We start from the raw sequence: 24,493 nt of genomic DNA, 5'->3' as shown, positions 1-24,493 counted from the left end.
CTGCATGCACATCGTCATTGTCGGAAACGGGATCACCGGTGTAACGGCCGCTCGCATGGTGCGCAAGCGGTCGGACCATGCCATCACCATCGTCTCCGGCGAGTCCGATTACCACTACGCGCGCACAGCGCTCATGTACATCTACATGGGCGATCTGCGGTACGAAGACACCAAGCCATACCCGGACGATTTCTGGTCCCGCAACCGGATCCAGTTGGTGCGCGACCACGCGACACGAGTCGATGCCGAAGCACAGGAACTGCATCTGGCCTCGGGGGAGCGCATCCGGTACGACCGGCTGCTCCTGGCGACAGGCTCCAAGCCCAACCGATTTGGCTGGCCGGGAGAGCACGCCGCTGGGGTGCAGGGGCTCTATTCGCTCGACGATCTGACCCGCATGGCCGCCTCGACCGTGGACGTGGAGCACGCCGCGGTGGTGGGCGGCGGGCTGATCGGCGTTGAGATGGCTGAGATGCTGGCCTCCCGGGGCATCCACACCACCTTCCTGGTCCGGGAGCAGCGCTACATGGACTACATCTTCTGCCCGCAGGAGTCCGAGGTGGTGGAGCAGGCCATCCGCGCGCATGACGTGGATCTGGAGCTCGGTGCCGAGTTGGAATCCATCCACACGGGCGATGGGCACCGTGCCGAATCCGTGCGCATGAAGGACGGTCGCACACTGCCGGCTGGATTTGTGGGCCTCGCAGTGGGCGTGTCTCCGCGCACCGACCTCGCGGAGGCCTCGGGGCTCGAGACAGGGCGTGGAATCTTCGTTGATAGATCGTTCCAAACGTCTGCGCCCCATGTGTTTGCGGCAGGGGATTGCGCCGAGTTTCGGGACCCACTTCCGGGGCGAAAGGCCGTGGAACAGTTGTGGTACACCGGCCGCAGTCACGGGCGGCAGGTGGCCGCAGGACTGCTTGGTGAACCTGCGGCGTACCGACCGCCGCTCTTTTTCAACTCGGCCAAATTCTTCGACCTGGAATACCAGACCTACGGGGTGATCGGCCCCGACGAACCGGAGCAGCACATCATTTCAGACGGCCATCGGCTGGTGCGCATCGCCAGCTCGAGAGGGGTGGTGAAAGGCGTAAACGGTCTGGGCGTACGCCTGCGACAAAACGTCTGGAGCCACTGGTTACGCACCAGGGCGCGCCTCGATGAGGTGCTCGCAGACTTCGATCGATGCCTGTTCGATCCTGAATTCTCTCAGGCGCTGAAGGTGACGGCATGAGTGATCGTCTGGACCCCACGTTCGCCATGGCCTCGGGCCCCCCGGAGGCACGCTGGCGCGTGCCGGCCGTGCTGACGGCGTTCGCGGTGCTGCTGATTCTAGTGTTCGTGTTCGGCGTCTGGCCGTTCAACGGGGGCTCGACGCTGGTCGCGGCGATCTGCCTTTTGGGCGCCGCAGCGGCAATAGCCGACCGCCCTACGGGTGACCCGCTATCCGGGTCGCGCTGGGGCAAGGGACTGGTGTTTGGCGGTCTGGCGCTCGGCGTCTTGACGCTGATTGGCCTCAATCAGGCCATTCCAGCCGAGATTCTATTCTGGCTAACCACCGGAGCGGTGTGTGTCGGCACGGTGCTCATCGCCCGTGCCCGCTATGGTCATGGGCCGGCAGGCATCCGCAATCACGACACCTTCTTTACTCCGATGCTGTCCCGTGGGGCAGTGGCGTGGGTCGCCGCCGTGGTGCTGACCGGGTTCTACGTGCTGCTGTACTGGTTTCCGGGTACGCTGGAAGGTCTGATCCGCACCATGGACCCGCTCAGCTACGTCATGCGTGGGCAGGCGGCCGATCAGTGGTTCATGTACGGCACGCTGTACAGCCTGGCCGTACTGGTGATGGGCATTCGCGCGCTGTATCGCTACCGGCACGACCGCTATCAGAAGTGGCGTACGGTGAGCGTGATTCTGGCGCAGGGTGTGCTGGCGTACATCATCCCGCAGATGCTGGTGCTCTTTAATGAGCCAGAGTTCTACTTCTCGTATTTCTGGCCGCTGAAGCCTGAATACCTGTGGCCCGGCGACTTCGGGAACGGCTGGATCTGGAACCATCCCGGCAGGCTGGGTCGGTTCATGGTGATTTGGGGTGCGGTTGTGGCCATTGTCGGTGTGCCGGTGCTCACCTATTTCTTCGGCAAGCGCTGGTACTGCTCCTGGGTATGCGGCTGTGGCTGTTTGGCTGAGACCGCCGGTGATCCGTACCGGCATCTGGCGGATTCCAGCGTGCGCTCCTGGCAGATCGAGCGGTGGATGATCCACGGTGTGCTCGTGATCGTGACCGTGGGGACCGTGCTTCTGTGGGCGAACTCGGCGATGGAAGGAGGGCTTCTGGGTTCCTTCTCGGGCTCCTATGCCCGGGTGTACGGTTTCCTGTTCGGGTCGGTGTGGGCGGGCGTGATCGGCGTCGGCTTCTACCCGCTCATGGGCGCGCGTGTTTGGTGCAGGTACGGCTGTCCCCAGGCTGCGATTCTGGGCATTCTCCAGCGCTTCTACTCCCGCTTTCGCATCACCACGAACGGCGGACAGTGCATCTCCTGCGGCAACTGCACGACCTATTGCGAGATGGGCATCGACGTGCGCTGGTACGCGCAGCGTGGTCAGAACATCATCCGGGCCTCCTGCGTGGGCTGCGGCATGTGCGCAAGCGTATGCCCCCGCGGCGTGCTGAAACTGGAGAATTCCTCGCGCGATGGGCGTTACAACGGGCCGGTACTGATCACCTCGGACGAAGTGGATGTGCTGGAGGAAGACTGGGCGGCGAGCGTGAGCTGGAAGTAGGCGCGTTGCGGATGTGAGGCTTCGTGCCTCTACTCCCAAAAGGCGATGCTCTCCTCTGTCTGGAGTGGGGCGGTGGTCGGAGTGGACGCCGTGCCGGTGGAAATTGAAACGCACATCCGCAGCGGGCTGCCGGGCTATGCCGTGGTCGGACTGCCGCAGGCGACCGTGCGCGAGAGCCGTGAGCGGGTGTTGAGTGCGATGCGGTCCTCGGGGTTCAAGGTGCCGCGCGGTACCATCACCGTCTCCATGGCCCCGGCGGACCTCCGCAAGGAGGGTGCGTCTTTTGATCTACCGCTGGCACTCGGGTTGATGGCGGCTGATGAGGAGGCTGAAGAGCTTAGGCACGCGCTTGCAGGGTGTGTGTTGGCCGGTGAGTTGGCGCTGGACGGGCGGCTGCGGCCGGTCCGGGGCATTCTGCCCATCGCAGAAATGGCGGCTGATCGCGAGCAACGCATCGTTGTGGCAGTGGAGAACCTTGCAGAAGCCCGACAGGTGGCGCGCGTGCGTGCTTTTGGTGCGCGTGGGCTGGCCGAGGCGCTGGGTGTGGTGCTGGAGCGCACGGGGGGCGCAGAGGCAGCCGTGGGTGCGGCCGATGCCGATGAGTCCCGTGCGGATCTGCACGACGTACGGGGCCAGGTCATGTGCAAGCGGGCTCTGGAGATCGCTGCCGTGGGAGGACATCACATTCTGCTGACGGGGCCGCCAGGGTCCGGCAAGACCATGCTCGCACGCAGGCTTCCGGGGCTGCTTCCGCCATGCGATCCTGAGGAGCGTCTGGAGGTGCTGCGGGTGCACTCCGTAGCCGGTTTGCCGGCGCCGGGAGAGCAGCGCCCCTTCCGGGCACCGCATCATTCCATTTCGCGGGCCGGCCTGATCGGGGGCGGGAATCCTCCTCAGCCCGGCGAAGTGTCCCTGGCCAGCCGCGGGGTGCTGTTCCTGGACGAGTTTCCCGAATTTCGCCGGGACGCCATCGAAAGCCTGCGTCAGCCGTTGGAGGAGGGGTACGTGCATATCCGTCGCGTGCGGTACTCGGTGACTTTTCCAGCCACGTTCATGCTGGTCGCAAGCATGAATCCCTGTCCCTGCGGGCATGCAGGGGACCCCGAACGCTGCCTCTGTGATCCGCTGGTGGTATCGCGTTATCGCCAGAGGGTCAGCGGACCGCTGCTGGACCGCATGGACCTGATTGTGGAGGTGCCGGCCGTCCGGTTTGGCGATTTCGGTGGGCCCAGCGGGGACAGCAGTGCTCAGGTGCGCGAGCGGGTGCTGGAGGCGCGGGCGTTCAAGGGGACGTACGGCGCAAAAATTCCGGCTCTGGCGGAGCTGTCCGGGCCATGTGCGGAAATGTTGGAGGCGGCGGTGACCAAGGGCGGGCTATCGGCACGCGGGTTGACGCGAGTGCTCCGTGTGGCGCGGTCCATCGCGGATCTGGCGTGGAGCCGGGAGCTGCGACGCGAGCATCTTGGGGAGGCGTTGCAGTTTCGCGGGTGAGGGGGGCTTTCCAGTCATCTCGTTGCCTCCGCTGGACGTCCGAGCTAGAATGGTCTCATGAAGTGTAGAGCCGTGGCCCTACTTCCAGCGCTTTACGGGAGGGCACTGAGCTGCCGCCCGATTGGCGTCTAGGTGCGAGTCGAATAGTCGTTTCGCCTTATTGCACTCAGCGTGGAGAGTCTCACCTTGTTGGAGCCGATAGAACGGCTTCCTCGAAATCATTCGCCAGTACGTCCGAGGAGGGAGAGTATGTACATTCGGATCGTGGTGCTGCTGCTGGTCGTTGCGGCCAGCCCGAGTCAGGGGCAGACCGTGATTTTTGTGGATGCCGACGCCAACGGAACAAATGACGGTTCCTCGTGGGCGGATGCTTATGTCTCGTTGCGGGACGCTCTCCTGGTGGGGCGAGCTGGAACCGAAGTTTGGGTTGCCGAGGGGGTGTATACGCCCGATGTCGGGGCACTTGTCACGGTAGGTGACAGATCGGCTTCATTCGACCTGGCTGTGCCGATCGCCGTCTATGGAGGTTTCAGTGGGAGCGAATCGTCGCGAGAGGAACGTGACTGGCAAGCCCACCCGACCATACTCTCAGGGGACCTGGCCGGAAACGACCCTGACACCCTAACTGTAGGGGATACGTTCACTGAGGACAACTCGAACAACGTGGTCGTGGTGTCGAGCTCGTTCCGGACGGAGGCACCTACCTTGGATGGTGTTACAGTCACTGGCGGAAGGGCCGTGGCGCAGCCGGGTGACGGGGGCGGTATAAGGATCGAATCCGGAGCCCACGCCTCGCTGGTGCGGGTCACCGTAGAACGCAACTACGCGGGGGGCTGGGGAGGGGGTATCGCTGCCTTTGGCACGCTCGATTTGAGGGATTCAACTGTACGGGAGAACAGATCCGGGGTCGGGCGTCGGGGAGTGGGCGGCGGCATCGCAGTGAGCTTCAATGCGCTCGAAGCTCCCGCCCCCCCCAACCCCGTAGAGTTTCGCCGGGTCACCGTCGCAGACAACAGGACCGGAGGGTGCGGTGGTGGTCTTTGGCTACAAGTTCCGAGCCAGCCTGGACTTGCTTTCCCATTCATGGCTCAGCTCACCGATGTGTTCTTCCGCGGAAACGCCTCCGAGGACACAGGGGGCGGTGCATGTTTGACCGGGGGCGGTGACTGGCACGCTTTTCATGCAATCGCGATGGTCAACGCCAGATTTGTTGGCAACGAATCCGGGAGCGAGGGCTCGGCGGGTCTCCTTGTTGAAATGACGTCAGCCGCGGTTCACAACAGCTTGTTCAAGGACAACGAAATCGTCGTGCCAAACCGCGAGAGACCTGGAGCTATCGGCGTGATCGAGCAGGCAGGGCTGGACCTGACGCAAGCAACGGTTGTCGACAACATAGGCGTCAACGCTCACGCCCTAATGGTATCTACCTCCAATGTTCGGATTGCCAACAGCATTATCTGGGGGCACGAGGGGCCCAGCAACGGAGTGGTCGTTCGAGACGCATCTAGTCTTGTCGTGCAAAGTAGCTTGGTTCAAGGAGGCCTCCCGGCTGGCGCGACGGGTTCGAACATCCTCGATCAGTCCCCGCGCTTCGCGCCCTCGGCTGAGCCCGACCAGTTTGGGCTACGTCTCGCGGCCGATTCTCCCGGAGTTGATGCGGGCAACACAGCACTCATCGGCACTGACATCACTGACCTCGACAACGACGAACTGGTCGACGAGCAACTGCCTTTCGACCTCGCGGGCGTAGAGCGAATCAAGGGGGCGGGAGTTGACTTGGGTGCCTACGAATACCATGGCCCACTTGCTTCGGATGGGCTGCCGAGCGGGCCTCGGTCGGCATGCAAGATCCAGCCGCCGGCCCCCAACCCCACCGATGGACACACCTCCATTACTGTGCATCTCGCGGCGCCAGCCGCTGGCGGAGAGCTCGAGGTCTGGGACGTGCTTGGACGCAAACACGATATGGGCCTAAATCGCCTCGGTGGAGACCTCGAGCACATTCTGGTTCTCGACGCCTATTCGCTCGCAGCCGGACTCTACTTTGTTCGACTGAGCCATCAGTCAGTTTACCAATGCGCGGTCGGGCTGGTAGTCCAGCGTTGATCCAGGCCGATTGCTTTCTCCACCCCCTTCCGGAGTTCGACCGCAATTGAATTCGAGCTATCTAGGGCCGAAAGGGTCTCCGTGACCGTATTCGACATGCTGGGACGCGAGGTGATGACGCTCGCATCCGGGACCCTGACCGACGGTGTACACTCTCTCAACTGGGACGCCTGAGGCTCCGCACCCGGGACCTAAAGGTGCGCCCTGTTGTAGGCGGGAGACATGTCCCTAGGCTAGTAACAGTTGTCCGATAGCGGGTCGTCCCAACCAAAACATATGCGAGGTGACGTGTGCCTAGGAATCGCGGAGCACACGAAGCCTACGACGCAAGAACTCAGGAGCTCGAGGGTCGCCTTGATCGGCCGACCTCCGGTTGTCGGAGAAGGGGCGGACTCTCGCGACTTCCTGCCCGGTCGCGGCATGTGGTCGAATAAGGCTGTCTACCGAGGTGCACTTGGGGCAGCCTGGCGCCTTGCACTTCTCTTCCTGCTCCCACTTTCGACCGGATGCGACGCCAACAGCGGCGACAGGCAACTGGAGGAAAGCATTGCACCCACCCCGGAAGGCCCGGGCATGGCAACCTATAGTGTTCGCGACACTTCGGGCCGCTTGTCGATTCGCGTCGCACCATTTGATTCGCTCACGACCGCAAGAGCCATATCGCCCGCCAATGGCTCCTTCCGAGGGAGCAAAGTTTCTCCTTCCGGGAGAATGGTGGTTTTCGCTGGAATGGACGGTGTCGACTACGCAGGCCAGGCGATGCTGGCCGACCTGGCGGCCGGGTCGGTTTCTCCGATTAGAACAAGAGATCTCGGGCCGCTGCTGCCGGAGATGGAGACCGTCGTCTGGACTGATAAAGAAGACGGGTTCTATTTCATGCAGCGGGTGGGCGTGAGTGGGCGGCCCGTGCAGAAATTCTACTCGCTGGCCGATAGCTCCGTGGCCGTAATCGGAGATGCGGCGATCATTGTTACTGCAGCCATCGGGGTCGATACCCTCGTGGCAGGCAACTACGAGGACGACGCCACCTTCAGTCGCCTTCACCTGCTCGACGCGAGCGGAGACATCATGGGAATCATCCCGACGGGATCGCTGACAGACAGTCTGTCGGGCAGCGCGGGTGGCCTTTTCTACCCGGCCTGGAACCCAGGCAGGCGACTTCTCGCGTTCGAGGTATGGGAGGCGCCCGGAACGAATGTCAGAATCGGAGTTAGCGACCTCGACGGGAACGCTTATTTCGTGTCGCGCTCCGGCGACGAGGTCCTCGACCGGAGACCGCGCTGGGGCCCAAACGGTGCCCTGGTGTTCGATCGCTCCCGCCTCTCCGACTACGATGCCGAGGAGGCCGTGCTCATGATCTACGACGTGGACACGGGGAGCCTAGCTCAGCTTCTTGAGCCGCGCGACCTCGCGGGCGCCAGCGGAATCTCAGACTTTGATTGGACTGCTATCGAGAACTAGGCCGTCCTCTGCGCTGTGTGGCGTTGGCTCTCGGCTCGAATAGTCATTCTACCTCATTGCCCCGCCGCGCTAGATGCAGGAGTTTGCGATCGTTGCGCTTCCACCATCTCCCGCCCAAGTATGAGGCCCCGAATCACGGTCATCGCACTCTCGACGTTCCCAACCCACCGCTTCAGAAGTGGCTAGTGCGACGCTCGGTCGAGGAGATGTGCCCGCGAGCCTCTGGGCATTGGCCATCCTCGCTGTTTTGCGCAGCGGCGCACCGGGAGTGGTCTGGTCCCAGACCGAGGCGAGGTTTGCTACCGAAGTAGTCGTAGGGAAGCACGACTCGTCGCTCGACGCAGACCTGTTCAGCGACATCCGAACGATTTCCGTCGCGGGAGACGGGACGTTATTTGTAGCGGACCACCTTAGCTCCGAGATCCGGTCTTTTTCGTCAGACGGAGAACACCTTCGCACGTTGGGCAGTCGCGGCTCGGCTCCCGGTGAGTTCAGTCACATTACCAGTATGGTTGCCCTGTCGAGGACGGAGGTTCTTGTCGCGGACAAGGTCTTCGGCAGGTTCACAAGGCTGAGTTCTGGCGACCCGCTGACCGCGAGGATGAACCGGACGCAGCTGGAAACCCCAAAACAGGTTGCTCATGTGCCCGGAAAGGGATACCTGTTTCTGACTGGTCCCGAGCCCTATAACGAAACTGATCAGGACCTTTTTCGGGAGTTCGACGAGGACCTCAATTTCGTCGGCTCCTTCGGTAACGCGGACTCGCTTGGGATCTCGTCAGATCTGTTCACCAGGACCATGCAGTCCGCAAATGCGGGCTCATTCGACATGGCCGGGCCGGACACGCTCTTCTTCGCTCCGTTCTTTTCTCCAGAACGCCTCCACATGTTTGTCCGAAACCCTTCAGGCGGGTGGGCAACCCCAGAGCTCATATTGGGCGCGGAGCGAGGCGAGCCGTTCGAACTAGTCGCCCCTAGGACATCACCAAACTCGGCCGTAATGTTCCGGTCTCGATTCGGAGACTCGGCCGGGGTCATTCACAGCCAAAGTATTGGCCTCCACGTGGCTGATGACGGACTTGTCTGGAGCTTCTCCCTCCTCAGGATCGGCGAGTCGCGAAGGATCGTCGCAGAGGTATTCGACCCCATTGCCAAAGTGGTCGCGAAGACGCTGGTCTTTCCGCATGAGGAGTTTCCCGACTACGCCGGGATTCAGGCTCCCATCGAGGCGCGAGGCTACCACAACGGGAGGTTCTATCTGATTGACGAATCCGAGCATCCCAAGGTGCGTGTGGTGCGCGTCGTCGAGTGAGTTGGGCCGGACTGGTCGAAGGTAGGCGGCTCAGCCACCGCAGGCCCGCATCGGAAACTCTTCGCCCGGCCCGCTCGCTGGCCTTGCATGCGACACTGCCCGGAAGGCTGTGGCTGCGGCGAGGGCATCTTGGGGTGAGGGTTGCAGTTTCCCGGAGCAGGAAGCCTCCTGGCGGCAGATCCAGAATAGTCGTTTCACCTTATTGCGCTTGCCCCTGGAAGAGCCAAGCTTCCAGGCGGGTACCCAACAGTCGGGTACTCATGTAGTGGCACCCCGCCACCGGGTGCAAGTTCTCGACCCTCCCGGTCCATGTGCCAAAATGATTGAGATTCTAGTCGCTGATGACCACCCTCTCATGCGGCAAGCACTTCGCGGCGTTCTGGGGGCTGCGCAAGGCATTACCGTGGTGGGTGAAGCCAAGGATGGTCTTGAGACAATGCGATTGGCGCAAGCTCTTAGGCCGAAGTTGATCATTCTCGACATGTCGATGCCCGAACCATGTGGCATCGAACTGATCCAACAACTGTCTGGACTAGAACAACGAGTCAAGGTCCTTCCATACAGCGGATTCAAAGAGAGAGCCCTGGTTCGGGGGGCTTTAGAAAGCGGAGCTGCCGGGTATATGCTCAAAGACGAACCCCTCGGCAACCTATTGATAGCGATTGACGCCGTTCAACGGGAAGAGTGCTGGTTCATGGGCCGGTGTTATCCATCGGTCGGCAGTGCCTTGCGGGAGTATGTTGGCGAACCGGCCGGGGGGACTCGGAGTCCGGCAGCAGCCGAGGTCCTTTCCGCATACGCACAAACCAAGCTCTTGATGTCTCAGGACACTTGGCCCGGTGATGTCAGGGAACTACTGACTGCGATAAACACGAGAGTCTGGGATGAGGACCTCACCATCGGGGGATTGATCTCGGGGTTCAGAGCAGATGGCCGAAGTTTGCCGAGTCGATTCAAGCGATACGCGGGGATGACACCTCGCAGGTACCTCAGCTACCATCGCGTTCGAGGCGCGCGCCTGCTGGTTGAGGAGACAGGCATGCCGCTCTCCGAAGCGGCAGCATGGACGGGCTTTCGAAAGTGTTTCTGCGCTTCGGAAGGCGTGGAATCGCTCCTGACTTCCGCATGGGTGTCCCTTTTTCGTCCGGATTCCCCGGATGGGGAGGCACCGCAGACTAGCGCAAAAACGTCCGTGTGATTATCCGCAGACAAATCCTGCAGGAATGGCAGTCTCCGCTTTTGCACCAAATCTAGATTTGGAGGGACATCGGGCCGCATGGCCTGATGCAAACCAACCATCGCTTGGACAGGAGGTAATAATGCGATACGTCAAAGCTGCGATCTGCACACTTGTAGTTGCGATCGCGATGGCATTTGCTCAGCCACGCGCACTAGATGCGGCTGAAGTTCAGTGTGGATTGTCCTGCGCATGCGGCATCCCGATCTCGTGCATCGCCTTGTACATGTGCCAAACCCAAAACGAGAGCATTCTCTGCGACGACTACGTGCTCGAATGCGATTCCGAATGTGTCTAGCGAACAACCAATGGGAAACTCGAATGACTTATCTAATTCCAAGAACAATAAAGACCCTCGGGTTTGCGGTTGCACTTTGCTTTTTCGGCGTGCCGGGCGCCCCGGCGAATGCGGCTGCGCCATGTCAGGCGTATGCTAGCTGCATCGGCTGCCCCGACTGCGACCCCGGCGTCGCGGGAGTCGGGTGTTATGGAGACGACGAATGCCTTGCGATTGCGGACTTCGTAATGTGCGATGGCTTTGTCGTTCAGTGTCCCGAGGCTGACCCCGAATAGAAGACGGTTGCTTAGGTGGTAAAAAGGGCTCAATGGGGACCTTGGTGGGGACTTGTCGCCGTCGTGCTTTGTGTCAGCGCCTGCGGTGAACAAGAAGCGGAAGTCGTCCGCTTAGCCCCGGTTTCGACAGTAGATCAACTGTCGGACGGCACCTATCTCGCCAGCGTAACGTGCCTGACGGCGGCAGGAGGGCAATTTTACGCCTCTGACTACAGCAACCATCGATTTCTGATTCTGGAAGCAGATGGACTGGAGGTGAGTCGAACCTTCGGTAGGTCCGGAGCCGGCCCGGGCGAGGTGTACGGGGCCGGCTGCGTTGCTGTCGCGGGCGATAGGGTCCTTGCGTACGATTCGCGGGGAAGACGTTTCCACGTCTTCAGTCGGCAGGGAGAGTATGAGACCGAGTTCGCTGCTCCGGAAGCGGTGACCGCCTTTGGTTTTGCAGCTGACGCCCGCGGTGTGCTTCTGTCCACCCGAAAGGAAGAGGGTGCAGCTTCCTTCTACGACCTTGGAGGCCAATTGCTGTTCACCTTCGCCGAGACCAATGGAGGTTACGATGCCCCAACGGAGTCTCGGCGTAGAAGAATGAACGACCGCCTCCCCCTATTGGCTTCTGACGGCTCGATAATTCTGGCCTACGGCTATCAACCGATTGTCGAATCGTTTGATGAGGAAGGCAGACATCGCGCGACACTCGACCTCTCGGAGCATGAGCTCTTCAAAAAGCGTGTCGAAACAATTACGACGGAATATCGAGACAACTATGATCGCACCCGAGCGGGGATGTTTTTTCGCGCAGGGGGTATCGAGGGAGACCGTGCGTATCTGTTGTTTTATGGGGAGAATGGACGACCAGAGAGTATCCTGGAAATCGATCGAGGGTCACTAACTATCGAAAGGTTGATCAGGCTAAAGACCCGGGCAGGAACTGACGCATACATTTCTGCCTTCGCGGTTGACTCAGGCAATATTCTTGCCTTTGACGCGGTTGAGGGGTCACTCAACCTGTATGAACTGGAAGCTGGGGAATGAGAGGCTCCCGGTCGGTGCGCTCTGTTCTGCTTCTCGCGTCCATAGTTTACCTGAGCGGCTGTGAGGCGAATTCCGGATCGCCGGCAACCGGTACGGAGAGTCGACGAGAGGCCTTAATGCTCGAGAGCATTTTGGGTAGGAAAGTCGACGTCCTCGATGATTTTGACGTACCCGGTGGCAGTGTGCTTCTCGTGACAAGCGCGGCCGACTGCAGTTCCTGCGTCGTCCGAGCATTCGAAATACTCGTCGCGATGGCGGCGGTGGACGATGGATCGGACTTGCCAGCGTCCTTCTTGACTGTGGCAACCGACACGAATCTCGCCCACATTTATGCTGCAGGCACCAATTACCCCGGGCCATACGCTGTCGATAGCCTGGATGTGATCAAAGAGGCTCTCTCTTTTGTCCAGACTCCAGTCATCTTGAAGGTGAGTTCGGAGCACGTCATCATCGATGCGTACCTGCCCAGTCTTCGGAAGGGTCTAGAAGCCGCCTCGGGCTTTATCCGCGGACAGCGAGAGGGCGGTCATGATGAGCCCAACTAGAGCAGGCTCACCCGCTTGGTCGGAAAAGGAGGACACTCGGAGCCCCCAGCGCACTACCGCCTTCGCCCGGCCCGCTCGCTCGCCATCTGCACCCTCAGGTTCAACGCCTGGGCAATGCTCGCCACGGTCGCGAACTGATCCACTGTCGCATCGCGATCTGCGCGGATCAGCATGGCGGACCGGTCTCCCACGGCGTTCTGCACGGCGTCCAGGAGGCCCTCCCGCGGCACACGGTTCTGCTCCACGTAGAAAGCCCCATCGGCCGTGATGGCCACGCTCACGTAGACCGGGTCACTCGGGGCCTGCGCGCTGGTCTCCGGAAGATTCACCCGGATCCCGAACTGCGGGATGAAACTGGAAGTAAGCAGGAAGAAGATGAGCAGCAGCAGCACGATGTCGGCGAGACCGGCCTGCGCAAAGCTCATCAGCGGCTTGCGATCAGTCGAAAAGTCGATGCCTGCCATGCTATCGCCTCGGCGCGGGTGCCTGGAGCAGGTCGATGAAGTCCGTCGCGGTGCGCTCCATGTCGTTCACCTGACGGCGGATGCGGCCCAGCAGCAGGTTGTAGAAAAAGAACGCCAGGATGCCGACCACCAGGCCGGCCGCGGTCGAGATAAGTGCCTCCCAGATGCCGCCGGCCAGCACACTGGGATTCACGTTGCCCTGCAGGTTCTGGATCTGCTGGAAGGCCTCGATCATTCCGGTCACGGTGCCAAGGAAGCCCAGCATGGGCGCAATTCCGGCGATGGACGCCAGGAGGTCCGTCCGTCGCTCCAGTTCAAACGCTTCATGCTTTCCGGAGGCGTTCACGGCATCCTGGATCTCGACGATCGGCCGCCCAAGGCGCTCGAGGCCGTGCTTCAGGATGCGTGTGATCGGCGTGTCCTGCGCCTCGCAGTAGGCCTTGGCGCCCTCGATGTTGCCGGTGCGCACGTAGTCCTTGATGCGGTCCATCACGGTGATGGGATCGCCTGAGGCTCGACGCAGCTTGATGAGCCGCTCCACGAAGATGATGATCGTCACCACGGACAGGACGACGATCGGGATCAGCACCCATCCGCCCTGCAGAATGACGTCGAGTCGGGAGGCGGTTTCCGGGCCGGTCAGGGCGCCGGTGGAGTCAACGGCCGCGGAATCGGCGACCTGCTGAAGAAACGTCAGGATCATGAATTCAGATCAAGATGGATAGTCCGCTAGGGGCGGATTCGGCGTACCCAGGTGCCATCGGGCAGGCCGGACATGGATCGCCGGGCGTTGTCGGCTTCGGCGGCGGACGCAAACTCACCGACGGCAATTCGGTGCCGGGTCTGACCATCCCCGTCGGCGTAGGACAACACGCCTACCGGAAGGCCCAGCGAGCGGAATCCATCCGCCTGGCGCTGGGCCGCGGCCTGACTGAGGGAGGAGCCGACAATCAGTGTGTAGCCCGCGGAATTTGGCTGGATGCTGGCGGGAGCGGCCGGGGTCGACCCGGGGTCCTCTGCAGGTGGTGACTCTCCGCCATCCACCGCGCCGGCGGGCACGGCCGCGCTCGAGTCCTCCGCCGCAGTCGCCTCCGGCTCAACATTCTGCACCAGGTCCGGGTCGTCCGGGTCGAAATCGGAGTCCTGATTCTGCCACCAGGCGAGCCCCGCTGCGGCAAGCAGCACCACGACCACAATTCCTACCAGGAGGGGTGTGCGGTTCGGGGCAGCAGCAGCGCGCTGCCTCGGCTTCCGGGAAGGGGGCGGAGCACTTGGGGGGACGGAACTCTGGTGTAGCGTCTCGTAGGTGAGGTCGTCCACCAGCGGCGAGACGTCCTCCGTGTTTGGGGGCGCAAAGGAGTCCGCCGGCGGTGGCTCGGGCACGGACGGGACCGGCGGCGGGGCAGGAGTCGGCGGCACCTGGGTGTCAGGAGCGGTAGCGTGCGCGGCCGGAGCGGGACGGTGTGCAGCGGGATGCGGCACCGACGGTGGTGGCTGTGGCGCCGACGGCTTGGTCGCCCGACCAGCCGGCGCCTCCACCGCGGTCGGATCCAGATCAATGGGCGCCCAACTCGCTTTGCGGATCGAGAGTTCGTCAGCCGCGGGAGCAACCAGCTCGGGATCCAGACCACCACCGCCGTCCGACCCCGCGGCAACCGGAGCGTTCGAGCCCATCCACCGGTAGTCGACCGCCTGCGAGAGCGCATCGCTCGCCTCGAATGAATAGGAATCCCCGATTTTGCGCAGGGTACCGAGGCCGGCCAGGTTGGCCTCTCCTTCGGACTCCAGTCGGTCGGCAACAGCAGCGGCAAAGGCGGCCAGCGCCTTCTCGACATCGGGACCGGTGCGGCCGAGCCGCTCCGCCATTTCCCGGATCAGGTCATTCTTCATGACTTCGATGGGTTGAATACCACACGATCATGAGGGGATGCGTCCGGCCCGGGACCGGCAGGTTCGTGGCGCACACTGAGTGTACCCACGCCGGGAATGTCCACCGTGCGCCCGCGCTGCAGGAGATCGATCACCGACTCGACCAGAACGTCGATAAATGCAGGGTTCGTCTTGAGCATGCGGCTGGGTGTTGACAGGCGGAAGATAGGGGACGGCTACCAGCGCCATCCGACTCCGAAAAGCACGGTGGCCGGAGGCTCCGGATAGTTGTACCAGACGGGCGTCTCTCCGAGCAGATTACGGAGTTCAAGGGCGATGAGCGCGTTGCCGCGCACGGAGTATGACAGCCTGAGGTCCAGATCCGCGTAGGTGGGAACGTCCAGGGTGCCGGCCGCATCGCCAGAGCGAGGTCCGAAGACCTCCGTGGTAGCCTGCAGCAACCCCTTCCTCTGCGAGAAGGCGACAGAGACCATGCCGTCCACGGTCCAGCTGGCGAAATACGGCAGATCCTGCTCCAGATCCGTCATGCGGCCATCCTGCACACGGGCACCCAGGCGAGTTTCCACACCCGGCGATGGCGACAACCGGGCCTCGGCGCCTACACTGAGCGTACGTGCCGCTGTGTGGCGCACCCGCGTCAGGCCGCGTGCGTAGCCGGCGTAGTTGCTCGGCGCGTGCTCGTACACGCGCCAGTTCGGTGATTCCCGATACGTGGCTACGCCCGAAAGCTGCAGGTCCCCGAAGAACCCGCGAACCCGGGCCTTTACGTCAACCGGAAATACCACCGGCTCGACGTGAAACTCGTCCAGGAGAAACGGTGCTTCAGCAAGCACACGGCCCGGACGCACATCGGAAAGCGATGGGCGCTGCGTGACTTCCAGTCGAATGTTGGGAGCCAGTTCGGCCTCCAGCACGGCCAACGGGCTGGCGTACGTGAGCGCCCTCCGGTGACTGCCGTTGGCCACGGCCTGGGCCTCAAATCCAAGCGCCCGGCCCCCGATGAAGAGCATGGCTCCGGACCCAATGCGAAGACGCAATCCGGCACCGGCGTCAAAGTGCTGCACGCCATCCTCGCCATCCAGACGCAGGGTGCCGCCGTTGGCGTCCAGCCGGAACGAGCCGGCGCTCAGGCTGGCGCTGCCGGCGAATCCGGAATCCGTGCGCTTGGCGCTGTCGTCGGTGCGATCGACAAAGGCTGCGGTTTCGGTCTGGCCTGAAAAGGCCTCCGCTTCAAGCCGATAGCCCATCCGGGACGCGCTTCCAGACCCGACCCACAGTGAACCGGAGAGATCCGACCGAGTGCGCTCGGGATTGGCCAACGAGCTTCCACCAGCGGTATCCGCACCATACATATTGTAGGATTCCGACGCCCCCCGACCTTCAATGCCGAAGGACAGGCCTTCTCCGGACGTGGTGTAGGCGGTGCCTCCCCGAATGCCGTCTGCCCCTGCGTCCATCCCGAACGGTGCGTAGCTGGTCTGGCCGTCGTAGGACCCATCGACCGTCCAGCGCGCCGTCGAACTGGCGTACAGGGACGCTTCCAGCAGGGCGTAGCGGGCCGAGTAGCGCCCGAACCCGGTCTCAAACGTGCCCGTGAAGCCGTCTCCCTCGGCGCGCGGCAAGGCACGCGGCGTCGTGGGATTGGCGAGGGGATTCTGAGGCAGGTCCGCCCCGTCCTGCTTGTACGCCTCTACAAACGGCATGCGTCGCAGATCAATCTCCGGAACGCGCGGAGGCGGGTTGAAGCCTACCAGTGGCTGGCGGCGGAGTGAGGGGAATGCGATGGTCAGTTCACCCTGAATTTCGACCTCGCGAGGGGCGAGATCCGGCAGGGCCTGGGCTTCCGCTGTAGCGGGAAGAAGCAACACCAGAGCGAGAATCAGAAAAACGCTGCGCATCACTGGTCTCCGGTGAGTTGAGCCCGTTCAGTGCGGGCGGTTTCTGCTTCAGGGCGCTCCGGATAGAAGTCGATGACGTTTTCGTACATGAGCACGGCTTCGCCTCGATCGCCGATGGCCTCAAACGCGCGGGCCTGCTCCAGGTAGCCGCGAGCCATCCACTCTGAGTACCCGGCGAACAGGGTCGGCATGCGTGCCAGTTCCTCGATGGCGCCCCGTGCGTTGCCGGCCGTGCGCAGCATTGAACCCAATCGGAACAGGGCCTCTGCACCGGCTTCGCCGCGCGATCCGGACGCGGCACGACGGTAGTAGGTGGTCGCGCGGTCCGAAAATCCGCGCTGTTGGTAGATCCTGCCCAGGCCCAGGTAGGCAGGCATCGAGCCTGCATCATCCGGGGCCGCATCGACAATCTCCTGAAGCAGGGCTTCCGCCTCCGAAACCTGGCCCTGGGCCAGGAGCGCCATGGAGCGTCCGTAGACGGCTTCGGCGCGTCGTTCGCCCTGCCCGGTGGCTGCGGCGGCCTGGGAGAAGGCCTGCTCCGCGCGGCCATGCGATCCGCGTTCGAGGTAAATCCGCCCCAGTTGCAGCGCGGCATCTACCCGCCGCGGCGAATCCGGATAGCGGGTCATGATTTCCCGAAGATAGGTCTCGGCCTCGGTGCCCTGTCCCTGTTCGGAATAGATGCTGCCGAGGTAGTAGTAGGCCTCCGACAACAGCCGGGTGTCCTGGGCGGAGCGGATGAATGCCAGCAGGTCATTGAGGGCCGCGTCCGGCTGGCCGCTCTGGTAGCGGACTTCTGCCTGCCGGAATCGCAATTCGTCCAGAAGTGGAGACTGTGGGTTGGCCACCGCAAACGAGTCGATAATGGCCGATGAGCGCTCATCGTCCCCCGATGCAACCAGAGCGAACTGGATTCCGCGGGCCGCATCGGTTGCAAACGGACTGCTTGCGTACCGCTCGAGCACCGTCAGGTAGGCGGCCACAGAAGCATCGAGGCGCCCGGCGTTGAAATGCGCATCGCCAATACCGTACTGGGCTTTGGCCGCCAGCGGGTCGAGCCCGTGCGCCCGGATAAGCTCCTCAAACGTGGCGATGGCCTGGTCATACTCCTGGTTCAGGAAGTACAGGTAGCCAAGCTGATAGCGCGACTCCTCCCGCCATTCGCTGTTCGGGAAGCTTTGCAGCAGCTGCCGAAAGGTCGAAATGGCCTCAAGTGGGTCACCTGCGTTGGCGTAGGCCTGCCCGATCTGGTACAGCGAGTAGTCGTCCCCGTCTGATGCGAGTCGCCCGTACACCCGGATGGCCTGCGGGTACTGCTTCAGTGCAAAATGGGAGTCCGCCAGGCGCAGCCGAGCGTCTGCGGCGTAGGGAATGGTCTCCGAGCCGCCCTGATGCTGTCGCAGGAACGCTTCGAACTGTGGAATGGCGTCCTGATAGCGGGCCTGCCGGAAGTAGCTCCAGCCAAGCGCGTAGTGAGCCGCCTCCACATGCACGCCGCCCGGATGCTCCCTGAGGTAGCGTCGAAAGAGCTCCGCCGAGCGTGAGAAGTTGCCGAGCTGAAAATTGCTCTCGGCCATCCAGAACAGCGATTCGGCGGCTCGGGCGCCAGACGGCGACTCATCCAGCAACTGCGAAAATGCGCCTGTGGCCTGCTCGTATCGGCCGTTGCGATAGAGCAGCCAGGCCTTCTGAAAGACCACCTCGTCGCGCACCTCCTGGGACGCTGCATTCCGGTCGATGGCCTCGTTGAACGCGCTCAGCGCTCCGTCAAAGTGGCCCGTGGCGATCAGCGTGTTGCCAAGATGCATGAAGCCCTGGCCGAGCAGTTGCGAATCGCCATGATCGCGGATCAGTTGCCGAAACGCGTCCCGGGCTCCGGTCCAGTCTCTCAGGGCGTACAGCGTCAGCGCCTGCTCAAACCGTGCATGATCCGCGAGTTCACCGCCCGGGTAGCGGCGGGCATAGGCGGCAAACCGGTCCACAGCCTCGCGCGGCTGAGCGGAGAGTTTGAGGTTTACCGCTTCGTAGTACAACGCGTCCCGGTCCAGCTCGTCGCCGGAGCCGTCCTGCACGGCCGCGAATTCCTCGGAGGCCCACTGATAGGCCTCCTGATAGTGGTAATTCCAGCCGAGGCCGAACCGCGCGCGCCGGTAGAACGGGCTGTCGGGATTCTCTTCAGTGAACCGCTGGTAATAGACGATGGCGTTTTCGGAGTCCCGGAGCTGGTTGTAGGACTCGGCCAGCAGGAAATGTGCGCGGTCGCGGAAGTCCTCCTCCAGTCGGGGCAGACGTGCGCGAATCTCCTCCACGGTGCGCAGGTAGTCGCCCAGCTCGTAGTAGACCTCGGCCAACGCAAGTCCCACCGAAAGCGAGAATTCGGAGTCAGGGTGGCGTGCAGCAAGTAGCTCGAACGCTTCGGCGCCCTCTTCGTAGCGCTCCTGCTCAATGAACAGGTACCCTCGCGCATACAGCGCGGCCGGCGCGGTCTCCGTCTGCCGGTAGTCCGAAGCGCGCAGGTAGTAGTTGAGCGCGGCGTCCGTGTCGCGTAGCTGCCGGGCCGCATCGCCCATCCAGTAGAGCGCGCGGGCGGCCAGTTCCTCCGGGGGTTCGGCATCGAGCACGGCCGACAGCGTCGCGATAGCCTCCCGGGCCTGCCCATTCTCGAAATAATGGCGCCCGAGTGCCAGCCTGGCCTCATAGGCTCGGGGGTGGGCGGGGTAGCGGCGTTCGAAGTCGGAGAGCACCTCGATGGCCTGACCTTCCTGCCCTCCGGCAAGCAGCGCCGCGCCGCGATAGTACAGGGCATCCGGAAGGAGATCGCTGCCGGAATAGCGGTCATCAAATCGGGCGAACCGGTCGGCCGCCGAAATGAAGCGCGCCTCCTCAAACGCCCGCAGGGCCTGCGCGAATGCCTCGTTTTCATTCGGCGCAGCGGGCTGAGCCGCGAGCGGAGCCGAAGTCAGGGCCAACAGGGTGGCCAGAAGCAGTGGGCGCACAGGCAAAAAGTGTCGGTTCGGGCGGTTGCGGCCCCTGTACGGAGGCCGGGATCGGACGTTTCCGGCGGCGTGCCGGCCGTGGAAAATTTGCCGCGGCACTTCTCAGGTGCGGCGGTGTTGTATCGACGCTCAGACCCACCCAGGTATTGCCCATGGAATCACCCGATGTTCAGTCCGTCAAGGCCGGCCTCGTTCGCTGGCTGAAATCCGACAGCAAGTGGCCGCTCATTGCAGGATTCGCCTTCGGGGTGTTCCTGGGTGTGATTATTCGCGACTAGAATTCCAAGCCCGTCACCATGCGCATTGTTGTCGCCGGCTCGATTGCCTACGACTACCTCATGCGGTTTCCAGGCCGCTTTACCGACCACCTGATTCCCGACAAGCTGGAGACGGTCAGTCTCAGCTTTCTGGTAGACAGCATGGTGCGTCAGCGCGGTGGCGTGGCACCGAACATTGCGTACACGCTGCGGCTGCTCGGGGGCAATCCGATCATTTTCGGGACCGTCGGCCAGGACTTCGGCGACTATCGGGCCTGGCTGGAGAAGCACGGGATCTCGACCGAGCACATCATCGAGATCGAGGACGACTTTACAGCCAGTTTCTTCGTCTCGACCGATCAGGCACAGAACCAGATTGCCAACTTCTACACGGGTGCCATGGCGCACTCGAAGCGGTTTGCGCTGAAGGATCGTGGGCTGACGGATGCCGACATGGTGGTGGTCAGCCCTTCCGATCCGGAGGCGATGATGAACCTGGCGTCGGAGGCCCGCGATACGGGAATCCCGTTTTTGTACGATCCCAGCCAGCAGACCGCGCGCCTCTCCGGGGAGGATCTGAAAAAGAGTATTCCGGGTGCGGCATATCTCTTTGTCAACGAGTACGAATTGGCGGTCATTCTCAAGAAGACCGGCTGGACCGTGGATCGCCTGCGCGACGCCGTGGAGCATCTGGTGGTTACCGAGGGCGAAAAGGGGAGCACGATCCACTCGCGAGTGGGTGAAACGCGCATTCCAACGGCAAGGCCGGACACAATCGTCGAACCGACCGGAGCGGGCGATGCCTATCGCGGCGGTTTCCTCGCGGCGCTGAGCGCCGACCTGCCTCACGAGATTGCCGGCAGAGTGGGCGCGCTATGCAGCACCTACGTGCTGGAGCAGTTGGGAACGGCGAATCACCGGTTCGACATGGACCAGTTTTCCGAACGCTACGAAAGCAACTTCGGACACGAGCCGGGCCTGGATCGTCTGCGGGAGCGGGTGACGGCGACGGCCGCCAGCTGAGTCTGCGGATCGGGTGACTACTCCTGGTCCCGCGCGCGCAATTGCGCCGCGGCGGCGGGCATCCAGCGCTCCTTGATGACCTCCTCAGAGACGTCGAGCTCCCGAGCCAGACGGCGGACCTCGGACCGGCGCAGATTGGCCAGCTTCTCCGGAGCATCGTAGCCCAGACGCTGCAGACGGACTCTGCGGCCCATCGACAATTCGGACAACCAGTCCATCTTGCGGGCCTCGGAGGCATCGATGATGTCGGAAACCGGTGTGAATCCGGCGGTCGATGGGGTTGCTGCGCGGGCGGGATCGCCGGGCGGGTGTTCGCCGGCCTGGGCTGCCGGTTGAGCCTGCGGGGATGGCGCAGTCGTCTCCTGGGGCGGGGGGCCAGCGGGTTGGGGCATTGCCACCGGCTGCTCGGACTGCGGAGCCGCGGGCTGCGGCTGTGGAGCCACCGGCTGCGACGGCGTGACCACGTGTTGCTGCTGGGGAGCCAACGATTGCGACTGCGGAGTCGCGGGCTGCGACTGCGGAGCCACCGGCTGCTGCGCAGGCACCGCCGGCTGAGGCGGCGGCTGAGACGGCGACCCGGAATCACCGAAAAGCGGGGGCTCCGAGGCAAATCGTTCGTCGGGCGACATGTGGCGCTGCACCGGCATCTGCTGGGGAGCAGGTGGTGTTGCCTGGGTCGGCGGGCCCGAAGCGGATTGGTGGCCGAGCGGCGCTGCGGCGGGCTGCTGGGCAGCGACCTCGGGTGCCGCCCGCGGCACATAGGCCGGCGGCTGTCCAAAAGCAGGCCGGGGCTGAGGCATGGGAGCGTGACCTGCGCCCGAACGCGCCTGCCTCAACTCATCCTGGAGCTGACGGATGCGGGCTTCACCGTCGACACCCCGACGACGGGCGCGGCGCACGGCATAGAAGTAGCCGGCGACGGGACCCAGAAGGGTCACGACGACCAGAGCGATGACCATGATGACCATCCCGGTGTCCATAGCGTCGGGGTTCTTGATTGGTCGCCAGGGCGGGAACGGCCTCAGGGAGGTACCGTTCGGACCCGGCATTTTCTCCTGTCTCGGCAGAAAACCGGAAATCTTGAGTTGCCGCGTCTGTTAATCATCGTGTTGCTTGTGGCAGCGTCCGGGTGCTCGTCTGAGGCCGGCACCGTGCGGCTGGATCTGGAAACCACCGATCCGGCTGAGATGCTGGTGTTCCTGATGGGGCCGCTCGGCAATTCAGACTCCCTGAGGAGCGCAGTGGAGGGGGAGACCCTGAATCTGGAGGCGCTCGGCACGCGCCCGTCGGCGCTGCTGGCTGCGTCGGCTGAAGACGGCGTGATCACGCGCCAGGAACTGGTCGATGCGGTCACTGCCGACTACTACCGAGCGGCGGGCGTGCCCGAGACCCGTGCAGACCTGCTGGCCTTGCTTGACACCACATCGTCTCTGCAGCACGAGGTCTCGGGCTCCATGACACGGTTTCGGCGCCGCATGCACATCGCCCGTAACGCGGTTCGGGAAGCCCTCGAACGAAGACTCGTGGACGGGCAGCCGATGACATATTCACCCGGCACGGTGGTCATCGGAGAGCACCTGGATGAGGGGCAGATCCCGGAGACTACCGCCATGATTCGGCGCGACGACGGCTTCTGGACGTTCGTCGCCTACGATGCGGACGGCAACCTCACGCGTTCGATCGAGGGCGATCCGGACCCGCTTCACGTGCCCGCAGACTGCTTCGGCTGCCACTACGGCACGCGCCCGTACGAGCCCGAGCGCAGCTTCCCGGCAGAGGCGAGACCCGGGCCGTATGGACCGCGGGCCGTGCATGTCGGTCCGGAGCTGCGGCGGGCAGACGTCACCACGCTGCTGAACGAGCACGCCCGTCGGGATGACGGTCTGCTTGGACTCTACGGCACGCTTTACCTCTCAGCGCTGAAGTCTGGCACGCTGGCACCTGCCGATTCGCTCGACCGCACGTTCGTTCAGGCTCTGCCGGGGTCGTAAATTCGCTGTCCTCCCCAGTTATCTCTGATCCCATGTCCAAGGGCGTCGTCCGACTAAAAAATGCCGTCTTCTACGCCCATCACGGGGTGATGCAGGAAGAGCATCGCGTGGGTGGCCGCTACGAGGTGGATGTGGCCATGGAGCTCGACTTCTCGGAAGCCGCAGAGACCGACGCGCTCGACAAAACCGTTGACTACGAGTTGGTGTATTCGGTTGTGCGACAGGTGGTTACGGAAAACAAGTTTTATCTCATCGAACGCCTCGCGTATCTGATTGCGCATCAGGTGATGGCAGACTCGGCGCTGCTCTCGGCCGTCGAAGTGACGGTCAGGAAAGCGAACCCGCCGGTCGGCGGACCGTGCGATTGCGCGGAAGCGGTTTACCGATGTGATTCTCGGCCGATATAGAGAGGGCACCGCGACTGACCGGGTCCCCTGAACTCGGGGCAGTCCCCCCAATTCTACTGCCGAAAATCCGATGACCGAATCAGAAAACACTGCCAAAGACGTACGCCCTGGCCTGGAGCTAAGCGTCAAGAGGGCCGAGGAGCTGCTCAAGGGAGTCATGATCCCGCCGCAGCCGACCATCCTCGTCAACGTATTGAACGAGCGTTCCAAGCCCGATCCTGACCTGGAGCGCATCGGCGACATTATTTCCGCCGACGTGGCCCTGGCCGCCTCCATGCTGAAGGTTGTGAACTCACCCTTCTTCGGCCTGCGCCGCAAGATTGGATCCATCCACCACGCCGTTCGCCTGCTCGGCATCGGCAACGTGGTCAACATTGCGTCCGGACTGATGCTGAAAGCGGCATTTGCTGATCAGCGCGGTCCGTTCATGGACACCTTCTGGAAGCATTCCGCGCGCCACGGTGTCGTCGCAACGATGATCGCCCGCGAAACGCGCGTTTCGACTGCCGAAGATTCCTACGCCGCCGGCCTGTTCGCCGATTGTGGCGTGCCCGTGCTGCGTCGCCGCTTCGCCAACTACAGCGAACTGTACGCCCAGGCTCAGATCGTGGACGAGTTCACCTGGACCGAGTACGAGGAAGAAGAGCTCGGTACCAATCACGCCGTAGTCGGCTACATGATGGCCCATGGCTGGATGCTGCCAGATGTTCTGGCTCAGGGCATCCTCCAGCACCACGACCCGGTCGACCAGTTTCATGGCGCCGGATTCGACGCGGAGCCGGCCGTGCAGCTGCAGGCAGTCCTGCACACCACGCTCCACGTCTGCCGCGCAATCGACGGCCTGCCGGTGAGCAAGGAGTGGGAGGCGTTCGGAGACCGCATTCTTGCGTTCCTGGGCGTCGACGACACCTTCGTGACCCGCATGGTGGAAGAAGTTCAGGCCCTTCCGCCAGAGGCCATGTCGCACCTCTAGATCGGTCTCGGACCATCCGGAAAAGGCGTCTCTCTGCAGGGGGACGCCTTTTT

The 24,493-nt window shown here is 63.0% G+C and carries 20 protein-coding genes; 13 read left to right on the top strand and 7 right to left on the bottom strand.

What is annotated here, in order from left to right:
• Positions 1–4 precede the first annotated feature (4 nt).
• The 9 genes from JJ896_08960 to JJ896_08920 all read left to right on the top strand — a co-directional run bounded on the left by JJ896_08960 (position 5) and on the right by JJ896_08920 (position 12,541).
• Positions 5–1,234, top strand: coding sequence for an NAD(P)/FAD-dependent oxidoreductase (locus JJ896_08960; protein ID MBO6779768.1), 1,230 nt, complete (start codon positions 5–7; stop codon positions 1,232–1,234).
• Entirely contained in the window at positions 1,231–2,784 is a 1,554-nt protein-coding gene (locus tag JJ896_08955; GenBank protein MBO6779767.1) for a 4Fe-4S binding protein, read from the top strand. The genes JJ896_08960 and JJ896_08955 overlap by 4 nt, the downstream gene beginning before the upstream one ends.
• Positions 2,785–2,829: 45 nt before the next feature.
• Positions 2,830–4,275, top strand: coding sequence for a YifB family Mg chelatase-like AAA ATPase (locus tag JJ896_08950; protein ID MBO6779766.1), 1,446 nt, complete (start codon positions 2,830–2,832; stop codon positions 4,273–4,275).
• A gap of 249 nt (positions 4,276–4,524) precedes the next feature.
• Positions 4,525–6,381 carry a T9SS type A sorting domain-containing protein gene (locus JJ896_08945; protein ID MBO6779765.1) on the top strand — a complete coding sequence of 619 codons (1,857 nt, stop codon included), beginning with the start codon at positions 4,525–4,527 and terminating at the stop codon, positions 6,379–6,381.
• 714 nt (positions 6,382–7,095) lie between these two features.
• Positions 7,096–7,842 (top strand): hypothetical protein, encoded by a 747-nt coding sequence (locus tag JJ896_08940; GenBank protein MBO6779764.1) that lies wholly within the window; start codon positions 7,096–7,098, stop codon positions 7,840–7,842.
• 178 nt (positions 7,843–8,020) lie between these two features.
• Positions 8,021–9,154, top strand: a complete 1,134-nt coding sequence (locus tag JJ896_08935; GenBank protein ID MBO6779763.1) for a hypothetical protein — start codon at positions 8,021–8,023, stop codon at positions 9,152–9,154.
• A gap of 319 nt (positions 9,155–9,473) precedes the next feature.
• The gene (locus JJ896_08930) at positions 9,474–10,352 is read left to right on the top strand and encodes a response regulator (GenBank protein MBO6779762.1); all 879 of its coding nucleotides are present in this window, start codon (positions 9,474–9,476) and stop codon (positions 10,350–10,352) included.
• Between the two features lie 675 nt (positions 10,353–11,027).
• Positions 11,028–11,996 (top strand): hypothetical protein, encoded by a 969-nt coding sequence (locus JJ896_08925; protein ID MBO6779761.1) that lies wholly within the window; start codon positions 11,028–11,030, stop codon positions 11,994–11,996.
• A complete protein-coding gene (locus JJ896_08920; GenBank protein MBO6779760.1) occupies positions 11,993–12,541 on the top strand; it encodes a hypothetical protein in 549 nt (182 codons plus the stop codon). The genes JJ896_08925 and JJ896_08920 overlap by 4 nt, the downstream gene beginning before the upstream one ends.
• A gap of 53 nt (positions 12,542–12,594) precedes the next feature.
• Here JJ896_08920 and JJ896_08915 read toward each other — a convergent pair whose 3' ends face one another.
• Genes JJ896_08915 through JJ896_08890 form a run of 6 tightly spaced genes read right to left on the bottom strand, consistent with a single transcriptional unit; the run spans position 12,595 to position 19,789 of the window.
• Positions 12,595–13,005, bottom strand: a complete 411-nt coding sequence (locus JJ896_08915; protein MBO6779759.1) for a biopolymer transporter ExbD — start codon at positions 13,003–13,005, stop codon at positions 12,595–12,597.
• Between the two features lies 1 nt (position 13,006).
• Positions 13,007–13,708, bottom strand: a complete 702-nt coding sequence (locus JJ896_08910) for a MotA/TolQ/ExbB proton channel family protein (protein ID MBO6779758.1) — start codon at positions 13,706–13,708, stop codon at positions 13,007–13,009.
• A gap of 26 nt (positions 13,709–13,734) precedes the next feature.
• The gene (locus JJ896_08905) at positions 13,735–14,895 is read right to left on the bottom strand and encodes an SPOR domain-containing protein (GenBank protein ID MBO6779757.1); all 1,161 of its coding nucleotides are present in this window, start codon (positions 14,893–14,895) and stop codon (positions 13,735–13,737) included.
• Positions 14,892–15,074 (bottom strand): hypothetical protein, encoded by a 183-nt coding sequence (locus tag JJ896_08900; GenBank protein ID MBO6779756.1) that lies wholly within the window; start codon positions 15,072–15,074, stop codon positions 14,892–14,894. Before JJ896_08900 ends, JJ896_08905 begins: the two co-directional genes overlap by 4 nt.
• A 36-nt stretch (positions 15,075–15,110) precedes the next feature.
• The gene (locus JJ896_08895) at positions 15,111–16,793 is read right to left on the bottom strand and encodes a TonB-dependent receptor (protein MBO6779755.1); all 1,683 of its coding nucleotides are present in this window, start codon (positions 16,791–16,793) and stop codon (positions 15,111–15,113) included.
• Entirely contained in the window at positions 16,793–19,789 is a 2,997-nt protein-coding gene (locus JJ896_08890; protein ID MBO6779754.1) for a tetratricopeptide repeat protein, read from the bottom strand. The genes JJ896_08895 and JJ896_08890 overlap by 1 nt, the downstream gene beginning before the upstream one ends.
• 296 nt (positions 19,790–20,085) lie before the next feature.
• Here JJ896_08890 and JJ896_08885 point away from each other — a divergent pair, with 296 nt between their 5' ends.
• Positions 20,086–21,069, top strand: a complete 984-nt coding sequence (locus JJ896_08885) for a carbohydrate kinase family protein (protein ID MBO6779753.1) — start codon at positions 20,086–20,088, stop codon at positions 21,067–21,069.
• A gap of 17 nt (positions 21,070–21,086) precedes the next feature.
• Here the strand turns inward: JJ896_08885 and JJ896_08880 are convergent, their stop codons facing one another.
• Complete coding sequence (locus JJ896_08880) at positions 21,087–22,049, bottom strand: hypothetical protein (protein MBO6779752.1); 963 nt, start codon at positions 22,047–22,049, stop codon at positions 21,087–21,089.
• 105 nt (positions 22,050–22,154) lie between these two features.
• Between JJ896_08880 and JJ896_08875 the strand changes: the two genes are divergently transcribed.
• The 3 genes from JJ896_08875 to JJ896_08865 all read left to right on the top strand — a co-directional run bounded on the left by JJ896_08875 (position 22,155) and on the right by JJ896_08865 (position 24,440).
• Entirely contained in the window at positions 22,155–23,060 is a 906-nt protein-coding gene (locus JJ896_08875; protein MBO6779751.1) for a hypothetical protein, read from the top strand.
• A gap of 32 nt (positions 23,061–23,092) precedes the next feature.
• The gene (folB, locus tag JJ896_08870) at positions 23,093–23,467 is read left to right on the top strand and encodes a dihydroneopterin aldolase (GenBank protein MBO6779750.1); all 375 of its coding nucleotides are present in this window, start codon (positions 23,093–23,095) and stop codon (positions 23,465–23,467) included.
• A gap of 70 nt (positions 23,468–23,537) precedes the next feature.
• Entirely contained in the window at positions 23,538–24,440 is a 903-nt protein-coding gene (locus JJ896_08865; protein ID MBO6779749.1) for an HDOD domain-containing protein, read from the top strand.
• The last annotated feature ends 53 nt before the right edge of the window (positions 24,441–24,493 follow it).

Source organism: Rhodothermales bacterium (assembly GCA_017643395.1).
Taxonomy (GTDB): Bacteria; Bacteroidota; Rhodothermia; order Rhodothermales; family UBA10348; genus JABDJZ01.
The sequence above is the reverse complement of the archived record's forward strand: the minus strand, read 5'-3'. Positions and strand labels throughout refer to the sequence as shown.

Coding starts and splice junctions, on each gene's coding strand:
- JJ896_08960 (MBO6779768.1), top strand. CDS start 5: ATGCACATCGTCATTGTCGGAAACGGGATCACCGGTGTAACGGCCGCT.
- JJ896_08955 (MBO6779767.1), top strand. CDS start 1,231: ATGAGTGATCGTCTGGACCCCACGTTCGCCATGGCCTCGGGCCCCCCG.
- JJ896_08950 (MBO6779766.1), top strand. CDS start 2,830: ATGCTCTCCTCTGTCTGGAGTGGGGCGGTGGTCGGAGTGGACGCCGTG.
- JJ896_08945 (MBO6779765.1), top strand. CDS start 4,525: ATGTACATTCGGATCGTGGTGCTGCTGCTGGTCGTTGCGGCCAGCCCG.
- JJ896_08930 (MBO6779762.1), top strand. CDS start 9,474: ATGATTGAGATTCTAGTCGCTGATGACCACCCTCTCATGCGGCAAGCA.
- JJ896_08920 (MBO6779760.1), top strand. CDS start 11,993: ATGAGAGGCTCCCGGTCGGTGCGCTCTGTTCTGCTTCTCGCGTCCATA.
- JJ896_08915 (MBO6779759.1), bottom strand. CDS start 13,005: ATGGCAGGCATCGACTTTTCGACTGATCGCAAGCCGCTGATGAGCTTT.
- JJ896_08910 (MBO6779758.1), bottom strand. CDS start 13,708: ATGATCCTGACGTTTCTTCAGCAGGTCGCCGATTCCGCGGCCGTTGAC.
- JJ896_08905 (MBO6779757.1), bottom strand. CDS start 14,895: ATGAAGAATGACCTGATCCGGGAAATGGCGGAGCGGCTCGGCCGCACC.
- JJ896_08900 (MBO6779756.1), bottom strand. CDS start 15,074: ATGCTCAAGACGAACCCTGCATTTATCGACGTTCTGGTCGAGTCGGTG.
- JJ896_08895 (MBO6779755.1), bottom strand. CDS start 16,793: ATGCGCAGCGTTTTTCTGATTCTCGCTCTGGTGTTGCTTCTTCCCGCT.
- JJ896_08885 (MBO6779753.1), top strand. CDS start 20,086: ATGCGCATTGTTGTCGCCGGCTCGATTGCCTACGACTACCTCATGCGG.
- JJ896_08880 (MBO6779752.1), bottom strand. CDS start 22,049: ATGGACACCGGGATGGTCATCATGGTCATCGCTCTGGTCGTCGTGACC.
- folB (MBO6779750.1), top strand. CDS start 23,093: ATGTCCAAGGGCGTCGTCCGACTAAAAAATGCCGTCTTCTACGCCCAT.
- JJ896_08865 (MBO6779749.1), top strand. CDS start 23,538: ATGACCGAATCAGAAAACACTGCCAAAGACGTACGCCCTGGCCTGGAG.